Raw genomic sequence first — 17,166 nt, 5'->3', positions numbered from 1 at the left:
GGCTCACGGCAGCCTCACCTGCAGCTCGGCCGGCCAGTCACGCTCGGCATCCATGCGCACATGGGCCATGCCGGGCAGGCCGGTCTTGACCTGTTCGGGGTACTTCGCCAGCAGATCGGGGTCGATGCGCGCCTTGACGCGGAACACCATCTTCTGGCGCTCGCTCTGGGTCTCGACCGTCTTCGGCGTAAATTGCGCGACGCTGGCGACATAGGAGACCCTGGCCGGGATCACGAAGGCCTGCGCGGCGTCGAGCACGATGCGCACCTCGGTGCCGAGCGCGACACGGCCGGCGGCCATCTCGGGCAGGAAGAAGGTCATGTACACGTCGCCGACGTCCACCAGGCTCAGCACCTTGCCGCCGCCGCCCACCACCTCGCCCGGCTGCACCACGCGGTACTGCACGCGACCGCTGCGCGGGGCGCGCAGCTCGCCATCGGCGATCTCGGTGGCGATGCGCGCGACCACCGCCTCGGTGGCGCCGATCGCGGCCTCGGCCTGCTGCACCTGCGCCTCGGCGGCGCGCACGCCGGCGCGGGCGGCGGCGATCTGGGCCTGGGCGACGCTGATGTTGGCCTCGGCGCTGCGGGCGCGGGCGGCATCGTCCTCGACCTTCTGCGCCGAGGTGGCGCGGTCGGCGAGTAGGGCGCGTGAGCGCGCTGCGGTGCTGCGCGCGATGTCGAGCTCGGCGCGGCGCTGCACCAGCACCGCCTCGGCCATCGCGACGTCGGCCTGGCGCTGGGCGACCAGGGCGCGGGCGGTCTCGCGCGCGCTGACGGCGTTGGCGACCTCGGCGCGCGCCTGGGCGAGCTGGGCCTGCAGGCCCCTGACGTCCATGCGCGCGACCACGTCGGCCTCGCGCACGAAGTCGCCCTCGTTCACCAGGATCGCGTCTACCCGACCGGGCGCCTTGGCGGCGACGTCGACCTCGGTGGCCTCGATGCGGCCGTTGCCGCGCACGAAGCTGCCGTCGTCCGCGGCAGGGCGGAGGAACTGCCACGCGCCCGCCGCCGCAATGACCACCACGCCGACCCCGATCCAGGCGAGCCGGCTGCGTTGTGCTGTGTTCATGGAAATCACCTTGGAATCATGCCGCCCGTGTTACCGCGCGTGCATCTCGGTGCAGCGTCGTCGGGCGCCGTCAAGCGCTTGGCAACAGGGGCGCAGAACGCTGCCCTTGATGCCGGATGGGGGAATTATGCGCCCGTCTGCGGCGTTGCACCAAGCCGGCGCGCCGGATGCGATTGCTTCGTCCGGCGATTGCCCCGCCCGGCGGGCCTGCGGACAGCGGCTGTTGTATCATCGCCTCCTTGTCAACCGAGGCCCTTGTAGCGCATGCCGCGAAGTCCCGAACCTGCAGACCGTTCCATGCCCGCGTCCGGCCCCGGCGAGATCGAGTTTGTTGCGACCGAGGGCGGCGCGCGGCTGTGCGTACGCGGCGAGTGGACGCTCGCGCACCACGGGACGCTCGCCGAGCGCGTGCGTGCGCTGAGCGCGCAGGCGGGGGCCGGCGAGGCGGCGACGGTGGATGTCGACGGCCTGGCGGCGCTCGACACCGCCGGCGCGCGCCTGCTGCACGCGCTGCTCGGCCCCGAGCGCATCGCCGCGCTGCTCGCCGACGAAACCGCCCTGCCGCGCGAGCGGCGCGCGCTGCTCAAAGCGGTGGCCGATGCGCTTGCCGAGCCGCCCGTGCCCGCGGTCGGCACCCAGGGCAGCGCGCTCGGCGACGTGCTCGCCGATACCGGCGAGGCCATGGTGGCGTTCTGGCGCCACCTCGCGGGTATCACCGGCTTCATCGGCCTGATCCTCGAGACCGCGCTGCGCGTGGCGGTGCAGCCGCGGCGCTGGCGCATGACCGCGCTGGTCGCCAACCTCGAGCGCACCGGGCTCGACGCGGTTCCGATCATCGCGCTGCTGACCTTCCTGATCGGCGCGGTGGTGGCCTTCCTTGGCGCCACGGTGCTGCAGAACTTCGGCGCCAGCATCTTCACGGTCGATCTGGTGGCCTACTCCTTCCTGCGCGAATTCGGCGTGCTGCTGACCGCGATCATCGTCGCCGGCCGCACCGCGAGCTCCTTCACCGCGCAGATCGGCTCGATGCGCGCCAACGAGGAGATCGACGCGATCCGCGTGCTCGGCCTCGATCCGGTCGAGCTGCTGGTGCTGCCGCGCGTTTATGCACTACTGATCGCGCTGCCGATGCTGACCTTCGTGGCGATGGTGTCGGGCCTGGTCGGCGGCATGCTGGTGTCGGCGACCACGCTCGACATCTCGCCGGTGCTGTTCCTGTCGCGCATCCAGGACAACGTCGGCCTCATCCACTTCTGGGTCGGCATGGCCAAGGCGCCGATCTTCGCCTTCCTGATCGCGGTGATCGGCTGCCTCGAGGGCTTCCGGGTGCAGGGTAGCGCGCAGTCGGTGGGCGAGCACACCACGTCCGCGGTGGTGCAGTCGATTTTCGTGGTGATCGTGGTCGATGCGATCGCGGCGCTGTTCTGCATGGAGATGGGCTGGTGAGCGCGGGGCTGGTGACACCGGAGCAGGCGAGTGCCGCCGTGAAGGGCGCGGACAACATCGTCGAGGTGCGCGGCGTGCGCAACCAGTTCGGCGCCCAGGTGGTGCATGACGGGCTGGACCTCGACGTGCGCCGCGGCGAAATCCTCAGCGTGGTGGGCGGCTCGGGCACCGGCAAGTCGGTGCTGCTGCGCACCATCGTCGGCCTCAACCGGCCGCGCGAAGGGCGGGTGCATGTCTTCGGCGAAGACCTGCTGAGCCTGCCCGACGCGCGTCGCAAGCAGGTCGAGCGCCGCTTTGGCGTGCTGTTCCAGAAGGGCGCGCTGTTCTCGTCGCTGACCGTCTCCGAGAATGTGGCGCTGCCGCTGATCGAGCACGCGGGCCTGTCGAAGCGCGAGGCGGCGGAACTCGCCGCGCTCAAGATCGCGCTCGCCGGGCTGCCGGCGATCGCCGGCGACAAGTTTCCGTCGGAGCTGTCGGGCGGCATGGTCAAGCGTGCGGCGCTGGCGCGCGCGCTCGCGCTCGACCCCGACATCCTGTTCCTCGACGAGCCCACCGCCGGGCTGGACCCGATCGGCGCCGCGGCCTTCGACCAGCTCATCCTCACGCTGAGGGATGCGCTCGGGCTCACCGTGTTCATCGTCACCCACGACCTCGACACCATCTACACCATCACCGACCGCGTCGCCGTGCTGGCGCAGAAGAAGGTGCTGGTCAACGCCGGCCTGGACGAAGTCGCCGCCACCGACGACGCCTGGATCCGCGAATACTTCCACGGCCCGCGCGGCCGCGCCGCTGCCACCGCGGTGGCTGGCGCGCAGGCCGTGCCTGCAGCAACGGAGAACAACTGACATGGAAACCCGCGCCCATCACGTGCTGATCGGCCTCTTCACCGTGCTCGTCGTCGGCGCCGCGCTGATGTTTGCGCTGTGGCTGGGCAAGAGCGACGCCGACCGCCAGTTCGAGATCTACGACATCGTGTTCCAGGAGGCCGTGTCCGGGCTGTCCAAGGGCGGCACGGTGGAATTCAACGGCATCAAGATCGGCGACGTGGTCAGCCTGCGTCTGGACCCGGACGATGCGCGCCGCGTGATCGCGCGCGTGCGCGTCGATGCCGCTGCGCCGGTGCGCACCGACACCGAGGCCCGCCTGGTGCCGGCCGGCATCACCGGGCTGACGATGATCCGCCTCACCAGCGGCGACGATCCGGGCAGCGTGCCGCTGCAGGCCGAGGACGACGTCGTGCCCCGCCTCGTGGCCGTGCCCTCGGCCTTCGGTCGCCTGCTCGCCGACGGCGAGGACGCAGTTACCAACGTCAACGAGCTGCTGGTGCAGGCGCGCATGTTGTTCTCGGCCGAGAACGTGGCCGCCATCGGCCGCACCCTCGACAACCTGGAGCAGACTACCGCTGCCCTGGCCGCGCAGCGCGACGACGTCAACGCGGTGCTCAAGCAGGTCACCCAGGCCAGCGTGGAGGCCAGCACCGCGCTCGCCGAGGCCACGCGCGTGCTCGGCACCGCCAACCGCCTGGTCGAGCAGCAGGGCACCCAGACCCTGGACAGCGCGCGCGAGGCGATGCTCGCCTTCGAGCGCGCGATGGGCTCGGTCGAGGCCCTGATCGCCGACAACCGCGCGCCGCTCGACGGCGGCCTGCGCGGCCTGGCCGAGATCGGCCCGGCGGTGGCCGAGCTGCGCACCACGCTCGCCTCGCTGCGCGCGATCACCCGCCAGCTCGAGGATCGCCCCGCCGATTATCTGCTCGGCCTCGAGCCGACCAAGGAGTTCACGCCATGAGAATCCCGCACCCCGCACTGCTGCCGTGTCGCCGGCCAAGCGTGCACGCTGCCGGTCGCTGGCTGGCGATCGGCGCCGCGGTGCTGCTGCAGGCCTGCACCATCCTGCCCAAGGCCGAGCCGCTCGAGGTCTATCTGCTGCCCTCCGCCGCGCCCCTTGCCGCATCCGCCGCGCAGACGGTGCCGTGGTCGCTGCGCATCGCGCGCCCGGCGGCCGGCGTGCAGCTGTCCGGCCAGCGCATCGTCGTCGTGCCCGAGGGCAGCCGCGTCAGCGTCTACAAGGGCGCGGGCTGGAGCGACCCGGCGCCGGTGCTGGTGCGCAACCGCCTGCTCGACGCCTTCCGTAGCGACGGCCGGGTTGCCGCGCTGAGTACCGACGACAAGCAGCTGCAGGCCGACTTCGAGCTCGACAGCGAGTTGCGTGCCTTCCAGAGCGAGTACCGCGACGGCCGCCCCGAGGTGGTGGTGCGCCTCGATGCGCGCCTGGTCGACACCGGCTCCCGCCACATCGTCGCCAGCCACAGCTTCGAGCAGCGCGTGGTGGCGTCCGATGCCGCGGTGCCGGCCGTGGTGCAGGCCTTCGGCGCCGCGAGCGACCGCCTGACGGCGGAGGTGGTCACCTGGACGCTTGGCGCGGGCAGCGCGGCACGGTAAGGGGGCGCCCGCGCTGCCGTGCTCGGGCCCGCAGGCAGCGACCATGGCAGGATGGTGGCGCATTGCGGCTGCCATGGCGGCAGCCTTGTCTGGCAGTCAAGGCCGGGTGTGGCAGTCTGCCGGGCAGGGGGCTCGCAGCATGCCCAGGTTTGGCGCGGCTTCGAGGCCGGGCTCGCGCGCCCGCCCGCCTGGCATGAAAAATGAATGCTGCTCACGATCCGGCAGCGCGACCGCGCCTGCCGCAATCTCTCTGGCCTCGTCGATGACCCCCGACCGTTCCTCCGTATCGACCGCCCGCCGCGTGATCCCGATCGCCGTCGCGCCCCTGCCGGCGGCGCGCCGGCTACAGTGGCGCCGCCGCCTGTTCCAGGCCGGTTTCTACCTGCTCTTCATCTTCGCGCCGGTGTTCGACCTGTTCCGCTTCGACCTCGAGGCGGACCACGCCTGGCTGCTGGGTTTCGAGTGGCGCCTGGGGCTGGACGACTTCCTCGCCAAGCGCGCCACCACGCTGGAGGCGGGCGGCAACCTGCTGTTGCGGCTGTTCCTGCCGGTGTTCGGCGTCGCCGCGGTGGTGCTGTGGGTGGCGTGGAAATGGGGGCGGCTGTTCTGCGGCTGGCTGTGTCCGCATTTTTCCATCGTCGAGTTCCTCAACGAGCTGTTCATCCGCGCGAGCGGCAAGCCCACGTTGTGGGAGAAATCGCCGCTGCCCGCGGTGCGGCCGGACGGCTCGCGCCTGCGCCGCGATCCGCGCTGGTGGCTGCTGGTGGTGCCGGCGGGCGTGCTGCTCGCGTTCTCGTGGGCGGTGGTGCTGCTCACCTACGTGCTGCCGCCCGCCCAGATCTACGGCAACCTGCTTGCGCTCGAGTTCACGCGCATCCAGACGATCTTTCTCGTCATCATCACCACGGTGCTGAGCCTGGATTTCCTCTTCGCGCGCCATCTGTTCTGCCGCTCCATGTGTTCGGTGGGCGTGTTCCAGAGCCTGATCTGGATGAAGAACCGCGACGCGATGGTGGTCGGCTTCGACCGCGCGCGGGCGAGCGCCTGCAGCACCTGCCTGCCCGAGCGCGAGTCGGCCTGCAACGCGGTGTGCCCGATGCGGCTCAAGCCGCGCAGCATCAAGCGCCACATGTTCACCTGCACGCAGTGCGCGCTGTGCCTCGAGGCCTGCGCCGAGACGCAGCGGGACAACCCGCAGGGGCCGCTGCTGACCTGGGTGAGCGGCGAGGCTGCGCGGCAGAACGAGGCGGGTTTCAGCGCGGTGGTGCGCGACTGAGCCGGCTGCGGGATGCTGGCCTTGGAGCGCGGTCCTGCTGCGCCCGGAGCGAAGGAACGGGGGGCTGGCCTGGCGGGTGGCGCGGACGGCCTGGCGGCGAAACGAGGCCGTTTCGCGCTCGACGCCCGCTGTTGTACCGTACGCCCGACGCCCCGCTTGCCGAGACAAGGAGCCCGCAATGATCTTCCGCCAGCTGTTCGAACCCATCTCCAGCACCTACACCTACCTGCTCGGCTGCGAGGACACCGGCGAGGCGGTGCTGATCGACCCGGTGCTGCCGGCCTGGCAGCGCGACCTGGAAGAGCTGCGCCGGCTCGGGCTCAAGCTCGCCTACACCCTCGACACCCACATCCACGCCGACCACATCACCGCCGCGCGCAAGCTGCGCGAGGAGGCGGGCAGCCGCATCGCGCACCCGGCCATCGACGGCCTGCCCTGCGCCGACCTCGGCGTGGAGGAGGGCGTGTCGCTGCAGGTGGGCAGCGTGCGCATCGAGCCGATCTTCACCCCGGGCCACACCGACGGCCACCATGCCTATCGCGTCGGCGAGCGCGTGCTCACCGGCGATGCGCTGCTGATCGAGGGCTGCGGCCGCACCGACTTCCAGAATGGCGATGCGCGCGCGCTTTACCACAGCGTGCGCGGCAAGCTGTTCGCGCTGCCTGACGACACGCTGGTGTATCCCGGGCACGACTACAAGGAACGCCGCGTGTCCTCGATCGCCCAGGAAAAGGCGCGCAACCCGCGCCTGGGCGGCGAGCAGAGCCTGGCGACCTTCGAGAAACTGATGGCCGAACTCGGGCTCGCGTATCCGAAATTCATCGACTACGCGGTGCCCGGCAACCGTGCCTGCGGCGAATGCCCGGGCGGCGTGCCCGAGGACCTGCAGCAGTACTGCGAGCAGATCGGCCACAGCCCGCAGGGCTGAGGCCGAGACTGGTCAGACCTCGCCGGCTTCGAGCTGGCGGCGGATCTCGCGCAGCTTCTCGCGCCGTTGCGGCGTGGTCTCGGGGTAGCGCATGTCCAGCCCGGCCAGGGTGTCGACCAGGATCTGCGACACGATCAGGCGGGCGTTCTTCTTGTCGTCGGCCGGCACCACGTACCACGGGCAGTCGGCCGTGCTGGTGGCGGCGAGGCAGTCGGCGTAGGCGGCCATGTACTTGTCCCAGTGCTGGCGCTGCTCGATGTCGCCCTCGTCGAACTTCCAGTTCTTGTCTTCCTCGTCGATGCGCGCGATCAGGCGGTCGCGCTGCTCGTCCTTCGACAGGTGGAGGAAGATCTTGACGATGCGCGTGCCGTTGCGGTGCAGGTGGGCCTCGGAGTCGGCGATCGAGCGGTAGCGGTCGCCCCAGAAGTCCTTCGCCGCGAGCGTGTCGTCGGGCAGCTTTTCGCCGCGCAGGATCTCGGGCAGCACGCGCACGATCAGCACCTCCTCGTAGTACGAGCGGTTGAAGATGCCGATGCGCCCGCGCTCGGGCAGGGCGACGTGGGTGCGCCACAGGAAGTCGTGGTCGAGCTCGGTGGCGCTCGGGTGCTTGAAGCTGAACACCTGGCAGCCCTGCGGATTGACCCCCGACATGACGTGGCGGATGGCGCCGTCCTTGCCGGCGGCGTCCATGGCCTGGAAGATCACCAGCAGCGAGTAGCGGTCGTGGGCGTAGAGCATCTCCTGCAGTTCGGACAGGCGCTCGGTGCCGGCCTCGAGCATGTCCTTGTAGGCGTCCTTGGAATCGTAGAAAGGCTTGACCTGCGTGGGCCAGTCGGCGAGGTCGATCTTGTGGCCACCCTTGACGCGAAAGTCGGCGATGTCGATCTTGTGGTGCTTGCTCATGGGATGCTCCGGTTGAATGCGGCGTTGGGTGAAGGGCGAAACAGGCCGGGGCCTGCGGGGCGGCGGTTCATAGCAGCAGCACCGTCGCCAGCCCGAGGAAGGCGAAGAAGCCGACCACGTCGGTGACGGTGGTCAGGATCACGCTGCCGGCGAGCGCGGGGTCGATGCCCAGGCGGTGGTCGAGGAGGAGCGGGATGGCCAGGCCGGCGACCGCGGCGCACAGCAGGTTGAGCAGGATCGCCGCCGCGATCACGCCGCCGATGCCCCAGTCACCGAACCACACCACGGCCAGCGCCGCGACGACGGCGGCCCACAGCATGCCGTTGAGGATCGAGACCCCGATCTCGCGATTGAGCAGCACGCGCACGTTGCCCTTCTGCACCTGCTTGAGCGCGAGGCCGCGGATGACGAGGGTCAGCGTCTGGCTGCCGGCGATGCCGCCCATGCTGGCGACGATCGGCATCAGCACGGCGAGCGCCACCAGTTGCTCGAGCGTGCCCTGGAACTGGCCGATCACCCAGGCCGCGAGGAAGGCGGTGAGCAGGTTGATGCCGAGCCACACGGCGCGCCGGCGCGAGCTCACCAGCACCGGGGCGAACATGTCGGCCTCGTCGTCGAGGCCGGCCATCTGCATCACCGTGCGGTCAGAGTCCTCGCGGATCAGGTCGATGACGTCGTCGACCGTGATGCGGCCGATCAGCCGGCCTTCGCCATCGACCACCGGCGCCGACATCAGGTCGAGATCCTGGAACTGGCGCGCGACCTCGCGGCTGTCGGTGTCGACCGCGATGCCGGCGATGTCGGTGTGCATCAGCTCGGCGACCCGGGTCTCGAGGCTGGCGGTGACCAGCGCGGACAGGCGCAGCGCGCCCTGGTAGTGGCCCTTGCGGTCGACCACCATCAGCATGTCGGTCTGCGGCGGCAGGGTCTCGAGCAGGCGCAGGTAGCGCAGCACGGTGCCGGCCTTGACCTCGGCGCGGACTTCGATGGCGTCGGCGTTCATCAGGCCGCCGGCGGACTCTTCCGGGTAGGACAGCATCGACTCGAGCTGCTCACGGCGCGCGCCGGTGGTGGCGAGCACCAGCCGGCTGCCGAGCCCGGCAGGCAGGGTCTGGATGAGGTCGACCAGGTCGTCGAGCTCGAGATGCTGCACGGCAGCGATCAGGTCTTCGAGGTCGAGCTCCTGCGCCAGCGCGGCGCTGATCTCGTCGTGCAGGAAGCTGAGCACGCGCCCGGCGCGCTCGGTCTCGACCATGCTCCAGGCCTGGCTGCGCTCGGCAGGCGGCAAGGCCTCGAGCAGGCCGGCGACCTTGGCCGGGTGCATGCGGTGCAGCAGCTTGCCGACGCGCTTGAGCTTGCCGCGCGCCAACGCGTCCAGCACCGCCTCGAGCTCGCTGCCGGCCGCGGCGGGGGCTGTGTCGGCGGTCGCTGCGGAGGTGTCCGCAGGGTCTTCGGTCTGGTCCTCACGGGCCTCGTGTGTGAGCGAGGCGCGCAGCTCCGCACCCAGGTGCGCGAGCACGCGGCCTTCCAGTGCGCCGCCGATCTGCTGCCACAGCGCCCGCCGGCGCTCGGCCGCAAGGCTCTCGAGCAGGGCCGCGATCTTGGCCGGATGCATTCGCTGCAGCAGCTTGCGCACACGCTTGTTGCGGCCGTCGACGAGCGCCTCGATCACCTGCTCACCGAGCGTATGCGCGCGCGCTTCCTTTCCCGCGCCGGGGATGTGGTCGTCATGGCGGGTTTCGTCGTTCATGCCCCCAAGGATACGCGTCCGCAAGCGGCGGCGCGACGCGGCCGGGGCGCGCTCACAGCACCGGCGCGGTGAGGTGGGCGGTGCGCGAGGCGGCGCGGAACCACCACGGCAGCGCGCGCAGCTCGTCCAGGCTCATCTCGCGCGAGCGTGCGAAATCGGCCTCGAACATCCTCGCCATGTCGCCGCCGAAGGCCTCGTCAAGCACCCAGGCGGTGATCTCGAAGTTGAGACGGAAGGAGCGGTTGTCGAGATTGACCGTGCCTACGGCCGCGCCGCTGTCGTCGATCAGCAGGGTCTTGCCGTGCAGGAAGCCCGCCTGGTAGCGGTGCACGTGCACCCCGGCCTCGAGCAGCGGGCCGATGAAGGCATAGGCGGCCAGCCAGGTGAGCAGGTTGTCGGGGCGCTCGGGGATCAGCACGCGCACATCCACGCCGCGCAGGGCGGCGAGCTTGAGCGCGTTGAGCACCGACTCATCGGGGACGAAGTAGGGGCTGGCGATCCAGGCCCGCGTGCGCGCGGAGGCGAGCGCGTGCTGCACCATCAGGCTGGCGGTCTCGAAGCGGTCGGCGGGGCCGCTGGGGAGCATCAGTACGGGCACGCCGTTGGCGGCGGCGGGCGCAGGCTGCCATTCGAAGTCGAGCAACTCGCCGCTGGCCCAGTGCCAGTCCTCGAGGAAGGACAGCTGCAGGCTGAACACCGCTGGCCCGGACACTTTCATGTGCGTGTCGCGCCATTGGCCGATGCGGGGGTCGCGGCCAAGGTATTCATCGCCGACGTTGAAGCCGCCCACCCAGCCGTGCTGGCCGTCGGCGACGATGATCTTGCGGTGGTTGCGGAAGTTGAGCTGGAAGCGGTTGCCGGAACCCTGGGTGGAGTGGAAGGGGCGAACCTCGACACCGGCGGCGCGCAGCTCCGCGATGTAGCGCCTCGGCAGGCGGTAGCTGCCGATCTCGTCGTAGAGGAAGTGCACTCGGACGCCCGCCCGTGCGCGGGCCTCGAGCCTGCGCTTGAGTTCGCGCCCGAGCGTGTCGTCACGCACGATGTAGAACTGCACCAGCAGGTAGTGCCGGGCGTTGTCGATGCCCGCAAGCATGCTGTCGAACGCGGCCTCGCCGTCGATCAGCAGCTCGGCCCGGTTGCCGCCGAGCAGGGGGAGCTTGGCCAGGTGCTGCAGGACGTCGAGCTTTGGCTGGTCTGACGGCAGGTCGGTGGCGTGCTCCTCGACCAGGGCCATCTTGCTTGCGAGCTCGCGGTAGAGCCGGCTGTCGTCCTCGCGGCGGCCGATGACGTAGCCGTTGAAGCGGTTACGGCCGAATACCCAGTAGACCGGCACCGTGACGTAGGGGAAGGTGCTCAGCGAGACGATCCAGGCCACCGCGCCCGGCGCGGTGCGGGTGGACATCAGTGCGTCGATCGAAGACAGAATGCCCAGCGTGTGGGCAACGAAGACCGCCGCGAACACGGCGCGCTTGCGGGTGATCGGCATGCTTGGCTCGGCGATGGAGGCTGCACCAATGTACAAGGGGGTTGCGCGCGAATGCAAACATCCGTGCGGCGACGCCTGCGGCTTCAGGTGCGCGCGGGCGGGGGCACCAGCCGCGGCCGTGCGCCGATGCGCGCGAGCGCCTCGCGGCCGCGTACGGTGAGGTCGGAGACGAAGCGGAACTGCTGGCGCGGGTCGACCGGGTAGGCGCGGATGCGGTACAGGGTGCCCCAGTCCTCCTCCTGCGTGACCACCGCGATCGGGGCGTCGAAGTAGAGGTAGGGGCTGGTCAGGGCGACGTCCTCGAGCACCGCGCGCGCCAGGCGCGCGTCGTGGTCGGGGGTGACGTGGAACGCCGCCGCGCACTGCAGCACCGGGCTGCCGTTGTTGGCGTTGCGCACCGCGCTGGTCCACAGCTTGAGGTGGGGCACGGTGATGAAGTCGTCGTCGGCGGTGACCAGGGCCACCGTGCGCATGCCCACGCGCACCACCTCGCCGTAGTGGCCGTCGAGCTCGATCCAGTCGCCCGGGCGGTAGGGCTGCTCGAAGGCGGCGACCACGCCGGCGATGAGGCTACTGGCGTAGTCCTTGAGCGCGAAGCCGATCGCCAGGCCGGCCGCGCCCAGCAGCGCCACCATGTTGCGCAGCGAGGGCTCGACGATGATGGGCAGCGCCAGGCCGAGCGCGACCACGATCAACACCAGACGCAGCAGTGGCACCGAGGCGAGCAGGTAGTGGCGCGCGCGCCCGTGCAGGCGGTTGGCGAGCCAGGGCAGCGCCCACTGCTCGGCGCGGATCAGCACGAAGGTGCCGCCGAGGATGAGCGCGAGCTCGATCCAGGCGTCGCGGTCGAGCGCGTTGAACAGGCGGGCGAGGTCGGGGTTGTCGTCCATGGTGTCAGAAGGCGTCGGTGAGGTAGCTTCGGCCGCGCAGGAATTCACGCACGGTGAGATAGGCGAGCGGGGCTACGCGCCAGCGGCCCTCGGGCGGCTGCGCTGCCTCGCCTGAGGCGTGGTTCCCCGCAGGTGCGTCCTCGCGCGCCACGAGGCCGAGGGCCTCCAGGCGCAACAGGCGCGCGCGCAGGCGCGGCGCGGGGATGGGGAGCAGCTGCGGCAGCCAGTGCGCGTGCAGGCCGCCGTGCACCAGCAGGGCGTGAAAGATGAAGGCATCGTCCTCGCCGCTGCCGGCAGGCAGGGCCGGGGGCTCGGGCTCGTCGGCGAGCCAGACGACTTCCTCGCCGAGGATGCGCTCGCGGCCGGCGCGCGCCTGCGCGTCGCGCGCGCCGGCCGCCGCGGCTTCAGCGTGCTGCGCTTCGGGCGCGGCGCACAGCCGCCGCCGCCAGTAGTGCCAGGCCAGGCCCGGGTTGCCGCGCGCGTGGGCGGCAAGCTGGCGCAGCTCGGGGGCGACCTGGCATGTGTCGTCTTCCGCCACCTCTTCGGCTGCGCCCCGTGCGGAGGGGGCGCCGTGGCCTGCGGCGGCTTCCCCGGACTGTGTGGCCGCGGGCAGCAGCGGCTTGCCGCTGCGCGCACTGCGAAACTCAATCCCGCCCTCGCCGCCGCGGGGGCGCACGAAGTGCTCGGCCAGCGCCTCGCCATCAAAGGCCTGCAGGGTGAGGGCGCTGCCCGCGGGCAGGGGCCAGATGCGCTGCACGAAGGCGAAGGCCCAGCTGTCGCAGCCGATGAGGCCGCTGCCCAGCCGGCCGGAGAAGGCGGCATCGAGGAAGTCGCGCAGCAGCGCGAGCCCGTCCGCGTGGCGCAGGAAGCAGCGCTCGAGCCGCGGCAGCACCCAGGGACGCGGGCCGGTGTCGGGCGCCGCGGCGTGGGCGAAGGGGGCGGCGATGGGGCCGGCGAGTGGGTGGGCGAGTGGGTGGGCGAGTGGGTGGGCGAGGTGCTCGAGCCAGCGCGGTGCGCCGCCGAGCAGCGCATCCGCGGCAGGCGGCTCCAGCACGCGCGCGCCGTGGGCCGTGGCCCAGTGCGTGAGGATCTGCCCATGGTCGCACGGGGGCGGGCACACCAGCACGCGCACCTGCGGGCGCCCATCTGCCGGCGCTTGGGCGATCGGGATCGCGTCCTCGGCGAGCTGGCGCGACAAGGCCTCGGCTGCGCCCGACCAGTCGAGCGGCGGGGCGAGGTTCTCCAGTCGCACCCGGGGCAGGCTGCGCAGCTCGGCTTCCGCCCGGGCCTGCACGCTGTCGCCACTGTCGCTGCCGTCGCCGCGCAGCAGGCGGGCCAGCGCGCGCCAGCGCCGGCGCAGGGCGGCGGGCTGCGAGTCGCCGGGCAGGGCGTAGGCGTCGAGGGGGACGACCTGCCATGGGCTGGTGGAGGGCGGGGCGGAGGCGTTGCGGGGTGGGGGCATGGGAAAGGCAGGTGAGGGCAGGTGAGAGACGCAGGGGCGGGGTGCTCAGCCGCGCAGCGGCCACACCAGCAGGAGCATGGGCACCGAGATTGCCACGACCAGCAGCTCGAGGGGCAGGCCGAGGCGCCAGTAGTCGCCGAAGCGGAAGCCGCCGGGCCCGAGGATCAGCGTGTTGTTCTGGTGGCCGATCGGGGTGAGGAAGGCGCAGGAGGCGCCGATCGCGACCGCCATCAGGAAGGGGTCGGCGCTCACGCCCAGGGCCGTGGCGGTGCCGATCGCGATCGGGCACATCACCGCCGCGGTGGCGGCGTTGTTCATCAGGTCGGACAGGAACATGGTGACCACCAGCACCAGGCTGAGGCCGACGATCGCGTCGCCGCGCGCCACGCCCTCGAGCAAGGCGCGCGCGATGAGGTTGGCGCTGCCGGTCGACTCCATCGCCCCCGCGACCGGGATCAGCGCACCCAGGAGCACGATCACCGGCCAGTCGATGCTCTCGTACACCGCGCGCAGCGGCACGGTGCGCAGGGCCATCGAGGCAAGCACGCCGAGCGCGAAGGAGATCGCCGCCGGCAACAGGCCGAGGGCGGCGCCGCCGACCGCGAAGGCCATGACGAGCCCGGCGACCCAGGCCTTGCCGCGGTCGGGGATGCGCAACTCGCGCCGCGCCAGCGGCACGCAGCCCGAGTCGGCGGCGAACTCGCTCAAGGCTTCGAGCGGGCCCTGCATCAGCAGCAGGTCGCCAGCCTGGATCTTCAGGGTCCTCAGCCGGGCCTTGGAGCGCGCGCCCTCGCGCGACACGGCAAGCAGGTTGAGGCCGTAGCGGGTGCGCAGCAGCAGGTCCTTGGCCGAGCGGCCGATGAGGCCGGCCTCGGGGCGGACGACGAGCTCCATCAGGGTGATCTCGTCGTCCTGGGGTGATTTTTCCGCTTCGGCTTCGGCGTCCTCGCCCGCGCTGCCGGCCTTGTGTTCCGCCTTGTGTCCGGCTTTCTCGCCGGCTTTGTCCCGGCCGTGGTTCTTCTCGTCCTTGTCCTCCTGCCCGGTCTCGTCCTCCGCGCTCGACGAGCCCGCCTCCTCCAGCTTCAGCCCCAGCGTGGACAGGACCTCAGGCAGGGCGTCGACCTCGGCCTCGATGACGAGGATGTCGCCTGCAAGCACCCTGCGCCCGGACTGGGGGGCGTTCATGCGCACCTCGTTGCGCACCAGGCCGATGACCTGCGCGTCGGCCCCGTCCAGCGTGCGCTCGATCTCGCGCAGGAGCAGGCCCGCCGCCTTGCTGTCGGGCAGCACGCGCACCTCGGTGACGTAGGCGCCGGTCTCGAAGCCTTCGGTGCTCGCCTTCTCGCGCGCGGGGACGAGGCGCCAGCCGAGCAGCACGATGAACAGGATGCCGCCGAGGGCGACGGCCAGGCCGATCGGGGTGAAGTCGAACATGGCGAAGCTGCCCGTGCCCTGCTGGGCGCGGAAGCCGGACACGATCAGGTTGGGTGGGGTGCCGATCATCGTGGTCATGCCGCCGAGGATGGTGCCGAAGGCCAGCGGCATCAGCACCCGCCCGGGCGGCAGCGACAGGCGCCCGGCGAGCTGCATCGCCACCGGCATCAGCAGGGCCATCGCCCCCACGTTGTTCATGAAGCCCGACAGCAGCGCCCCGAGGCCGACGAGCGCGGCCAGGCTCGCGACCATGCCCGCCTTGGCGGGCAGCAGGCGGGCGGCGAGCACATCGACCGCGCCCGAACTCTGCAGCCCGCGGCTGAGCACCAGCACGCAGGCCACGGTGACCACCGCCGGGTGGCCGAAGCCGGAGAAGGCCTCGGCGGGTGCGACCAGCCCGGCGAGCACGCAGGCGAGCAGGGCACCCGCCGCGACCATGTCGTGGCGCCAGCGCCCCCACAGGAACATGCCGACGGTGGCGGTGAGGATGGCGAGGATGAGGAGCTGTTCCTGGGTCATCGGGCCGGCGCGAAGCGGGGGTGGGAGGCCCCAGCTGGGTTCGCGGCGGGCGGCCCGGGCCGGGTCGTGCCGAATTCGAAGCCGGGGGGCGAACGGAGGGCGAGCTCGGGGCGAGCTTCCGGGGGGGCAGGTTTGCAGGCATTGTGCGCCGCGCTAAGCTGCGGGTGCAATCCCCGCAGCATCCCCCGAAGCCGACCAGGAGCCCCGATGCCGGACCCGTCCCCGCACGCCGAGTCGTCCGCGCCCAGGCATCCCGACTGGATGGAGAGCCTCTACGAACGCCTCGCCGAGGATGACGAGGGGCGCGTGTGCAAGGCGATCTCCGAGGACGCCTGCCGCGCGTCGCCGGGCAACTTCTTCCGTACCCTGGTCGCCAACACCCTCTCCAGCCTCGCCGACCGCATCGCCAGCGCCAAGACCACGCTGCCCTGGCTGCTGCTGCAGCTCGGTGCGCCGGGCTGGATGCTGAGTCTGCTGGTGCCGATCCGTGAGTCGGGCTCGATGTTGCCGCAGATGCTGATCGGCGCGGGGGTGCGCCGCCAGCCGGTGCGCAAGTGGGTGTGGGTGTGGGGTGGCGCGCTGCAGGGCCTGTGCCTGCTCGGCATGGGTTGGGCGGCGCTGGCGCTGGAAGGGGCCGCGGCCGGCTGGCTGGTGATCGCGCTGCTGGTGCTGTTCAGCCTCGCGCGCGGCGCGTGCTCGGTGGCCTACAAGGACGTGCAGGGCAAGACCATTCCCAAGACGCGGCGCGGGCGCCTGTCGGGCTGGATCAGCGCGGTGTCGGGCCTGGCGGCGCTGGGCGTCGGCCTGGCGCTGGGCGCGCTGCAGGGCGAAGGCTCGACCGCGCTGTTCGCCGGGCTGCTGGTCGGCGGCGCCGTGCTGTGGTTCGCCGCGGCGGCGGTGTTCGGCCGCATCGTCGAGTCGCCCGGCGCCACGGAAGGGGGCGCGAACGGGGTGGTGGAGGCGTTCGCCAGGCTCACCTTGCTGCGCGACGACCGGCCCTTTCGCGCGTTCGTGATCGCGCGCGCGCTGGCCATGGGCTCGGGGCTTGCTGCGCCCTTTTACGTGGCGCTGGCGCGCGAGGAGCTGGGCGACGCCCTCAGCCTGCTCGGCGTCTTCATCGCCGTGGAGGGGCTCGCCGGGCTGCTGAGCTCGCCGCTGTGGGGGCGCTGGGCCGACCGTTCCAGCCGAAGGGTGTTCGCCGCCGCGTGCGCGCTGGCCGGTGCGCTGACCGTGGCCGTGGCGCTGTGGTCATGGCTGCCGATGCCGGCGTGGGCCGCGAGCTGGTTCTATCCGCTCGCCTTCTTCGGTCTGGGGCTCGCGCATGCCGGCGTGCGCCTGGGGCGCAAGACCTACATGGTGGACATGGCCGAGGGCAACCGGCGCACTGACTACGTCGCCGTGAGCAACTCGGTGATCGGGGCGCTGCTGCTCGTCTCGGGGGTCATCGGCGGCGTGGCCGCCACCGTGTCGGTGGAGGCTACGCTGGTGCTGCTCGGTGGCGCCGGCCTGCTCGGCGCCTGGCTCAGCCTGGGCTGGAAGAACGTTTCGGGCTGAACC

General features: G+C 71.5%; 14 protein-coding genes. 7 read left to right on the top strand and 7 right to left on the bottom strand.

All coding sequences use genetic code 11. From position 1 onward, the window contains the following. Positions 1 to 3 precede the first annotated feature (3 nt). Entirely contained in the window at positions 4 to 1,071 is a 1,068-nt protein-coding gene (locus tag ACUH78_RS11600) for an HlyD family secretion protein (protein ID WP_445333535.1), read from the bottom strand. 297 nt (positions 1,072 to 1,368) lie between these two features. Between ACUH78_RS11600 and ACUH78_RS11595 the strand changes: the two genes are divergently transcribed. From ACUH78_RS11595 to ACUH78_RS11570, 6 genes are all read left to right on the top strand, one after another. After that, positions 1,369 to 2,517 carry an MlaE family ABC transporter permease gene (locus ACUH78_RS11595; protein WP_445333534.1) on the top strand — a complete coding sequence of 383 codons (1,149 nt, stop codon included), beginning with the start codon at positions 1,369 to 1,371 and terminating at the stop codon, positions 2,515 to 2,517. Between the two features lie 11 nt (positions 2,518 to 2,528). Continuing rightward, complete coding sequence (locus ACUH78_RS11590; RefSeq protein WP_445333558.1) at positions 2,529 to 3,365, top strand: ABC transporter ATP-binding protein; 837 nt, start codon at positions 2,529 to 2,531, stop codon at positions 3,363 to 3,365. A gap of 1 nt (position 3,366) precedes the next feature. After that, entirely contained in the window at positions 3,367 to 4,308 is a 942-nt protein-coding gene (locus ACUH78_RS11585; protein ID WP_445333533.1) for an MlaD family protein, read from the top strand. Further along, entirely contained in the window at positions 4,305 to 4,961 is a 657-nt protein-coding gene (locus ACUH78_RS11580) for an ABC-type transport auxiliary lipoprotein family protein (protein ID WP_445333532.1), read from the top strand. The genes ACUH78_RS11585 and ACUH78_RS11580 overlap by 4 nt, the downstream gene beginning before the upstream one ends. Positions 4,962 to 5,223: 262 nt before the next feature. After that, complete coding sequence (locus ACUH78_RS11575; protein ID WP_445333531.1) at positions 5,224 to 6,237, top strand: 4Fe-4S binding protein; 1,014 nt, start codon at positions 5,224 to 5,226, stop codon at positions 6,235 to 6,237. A 178-nt stretch (positions 6,238 to 6,415) separates the two neighbouring features. Further along, positions 6,416 to 7,165, top strand: coding sequence for an MBL fold metallo-hydrolase (locus ACUH78_RS11570; RefSeq protein ID WP_445333530.1), 750 nt, complete (start codon positions 6,416 to 6,418; stop codon positions 7,163 to 7,165). Positions 7,166 to 7,177: 12 nt separating this feature from the next. Here ACUH78_RS11570 and ACUH78_RS11565 read toward each other — a convergent pair whose 3' ends face one another. From ACUH78_RS11565 to ACUH78_RS11540, 6 genes are all read right to left on the bottom strand, one after another. Further along, positions 7,178 to 8,068: an ADP-polyphosphate phosphotransferase gene (locus ACUH78_RS11565; protein WP_445333529.1), complete on the bottom strand. Its 891-nt coding sequence runs from the start codon at positions 8,066 to 8,068 to the stop codon at positions 7,178 to 7,180. A gap of 67 nt (positions 8,069 to 8,135) precedes the next feature. Beyond that, on the bottom strand, positions 8,136 to 9,818 hold the full coding sequence (gene mgtE / locus ACUH78_RS11560) for a magnesium transporter (protein WP_445333528.1): 1,683 nt from the start codon (positions 9,816 to 9,818) through the stop codon (positions 8,136 to 8,138). A 52-nt stretch (positions 9,819 to 9,870) separates the two neighbouring features. Further along, the gene (gene cls / locus ACUH78_RS11555) at positions 9,871 to 11,304 is read right to left on the bottom strand and encodes a cardiolipin synthase (protein WP_445333527.1); all 1,434 of its coding nucleotides are present in this window, start codon (positions 11,302 to 11,304) and stop codon (positions 9,871 to 9,873) included. A gap of 83 nt (positions 11,305 to 11,387) precedes the next feature. Next, the gene (locus ACUH78_RS11550; RefSeq protein WP_445333526.1) at positions 11,388 to 12,194 is read right to left on the bottom strand and encodes a mechanosensitive ion channel family protein; all 807 of its coding nucleotides are present in this window, start codon (positions 12,192 to 12,194) and stop codon (positions 11,388 to 11,390) included. A gap of 4 nt (positions 12,195 to 12,198) precedes the next feature. Next, positions 12,199 to 13,656 carry a hypothetical protein gene (locus tag ACUH78_RS11545; protein ID WP_445333525.1) on the bottom strand — a complete coding sequence of 486 codons (1,458 nt, stop codon included), beginning with the start codon at positions 13,654 to 13,656 and terminating at the stop codon, positions 12,199 to 12,201. A 45-nt stretch (positions 13,657 to 13,701) separates the two neighbouring features. After that, positions 13,702 to 15,609 (bottom strand): SLC13 family permease, encoded by a 1,908-nt coding sequence (locus ACUH78_RS11540; protein ID WP_445333524.1) that lies wholly within the window; start codon positions 15,607 to 15,609, stop codon positions 13,702 to 13,704. 207 nt (positions 15,610 to 15,816) lie between these two features. Between ACUH78_RS11540 and ACUH78_RS11535 the strand changes: the two genes are divergently transcribed. Beyond that, positions 15,817 to 17,163, top strand: coding sequence for an MFS transporter (locus tag ACUH78_RS11535; RefSeq protein ID WP_445333523.1), 1,347 nt, complete (start codon positions 15,817 to 15,819; stop codon positions 17,161 to 17,163). The last annotated feature ends 3 nt before the right edge of the window (positions 17,164 to 17,166 follow it).

The organism is Thauera sp. ZXT1-4, assembly GCF_052598215.2.
Note: the sequence above shows the minus strand (reverse complement) of the source record. Positions and strands in the feature narration are given on the sequence as shown.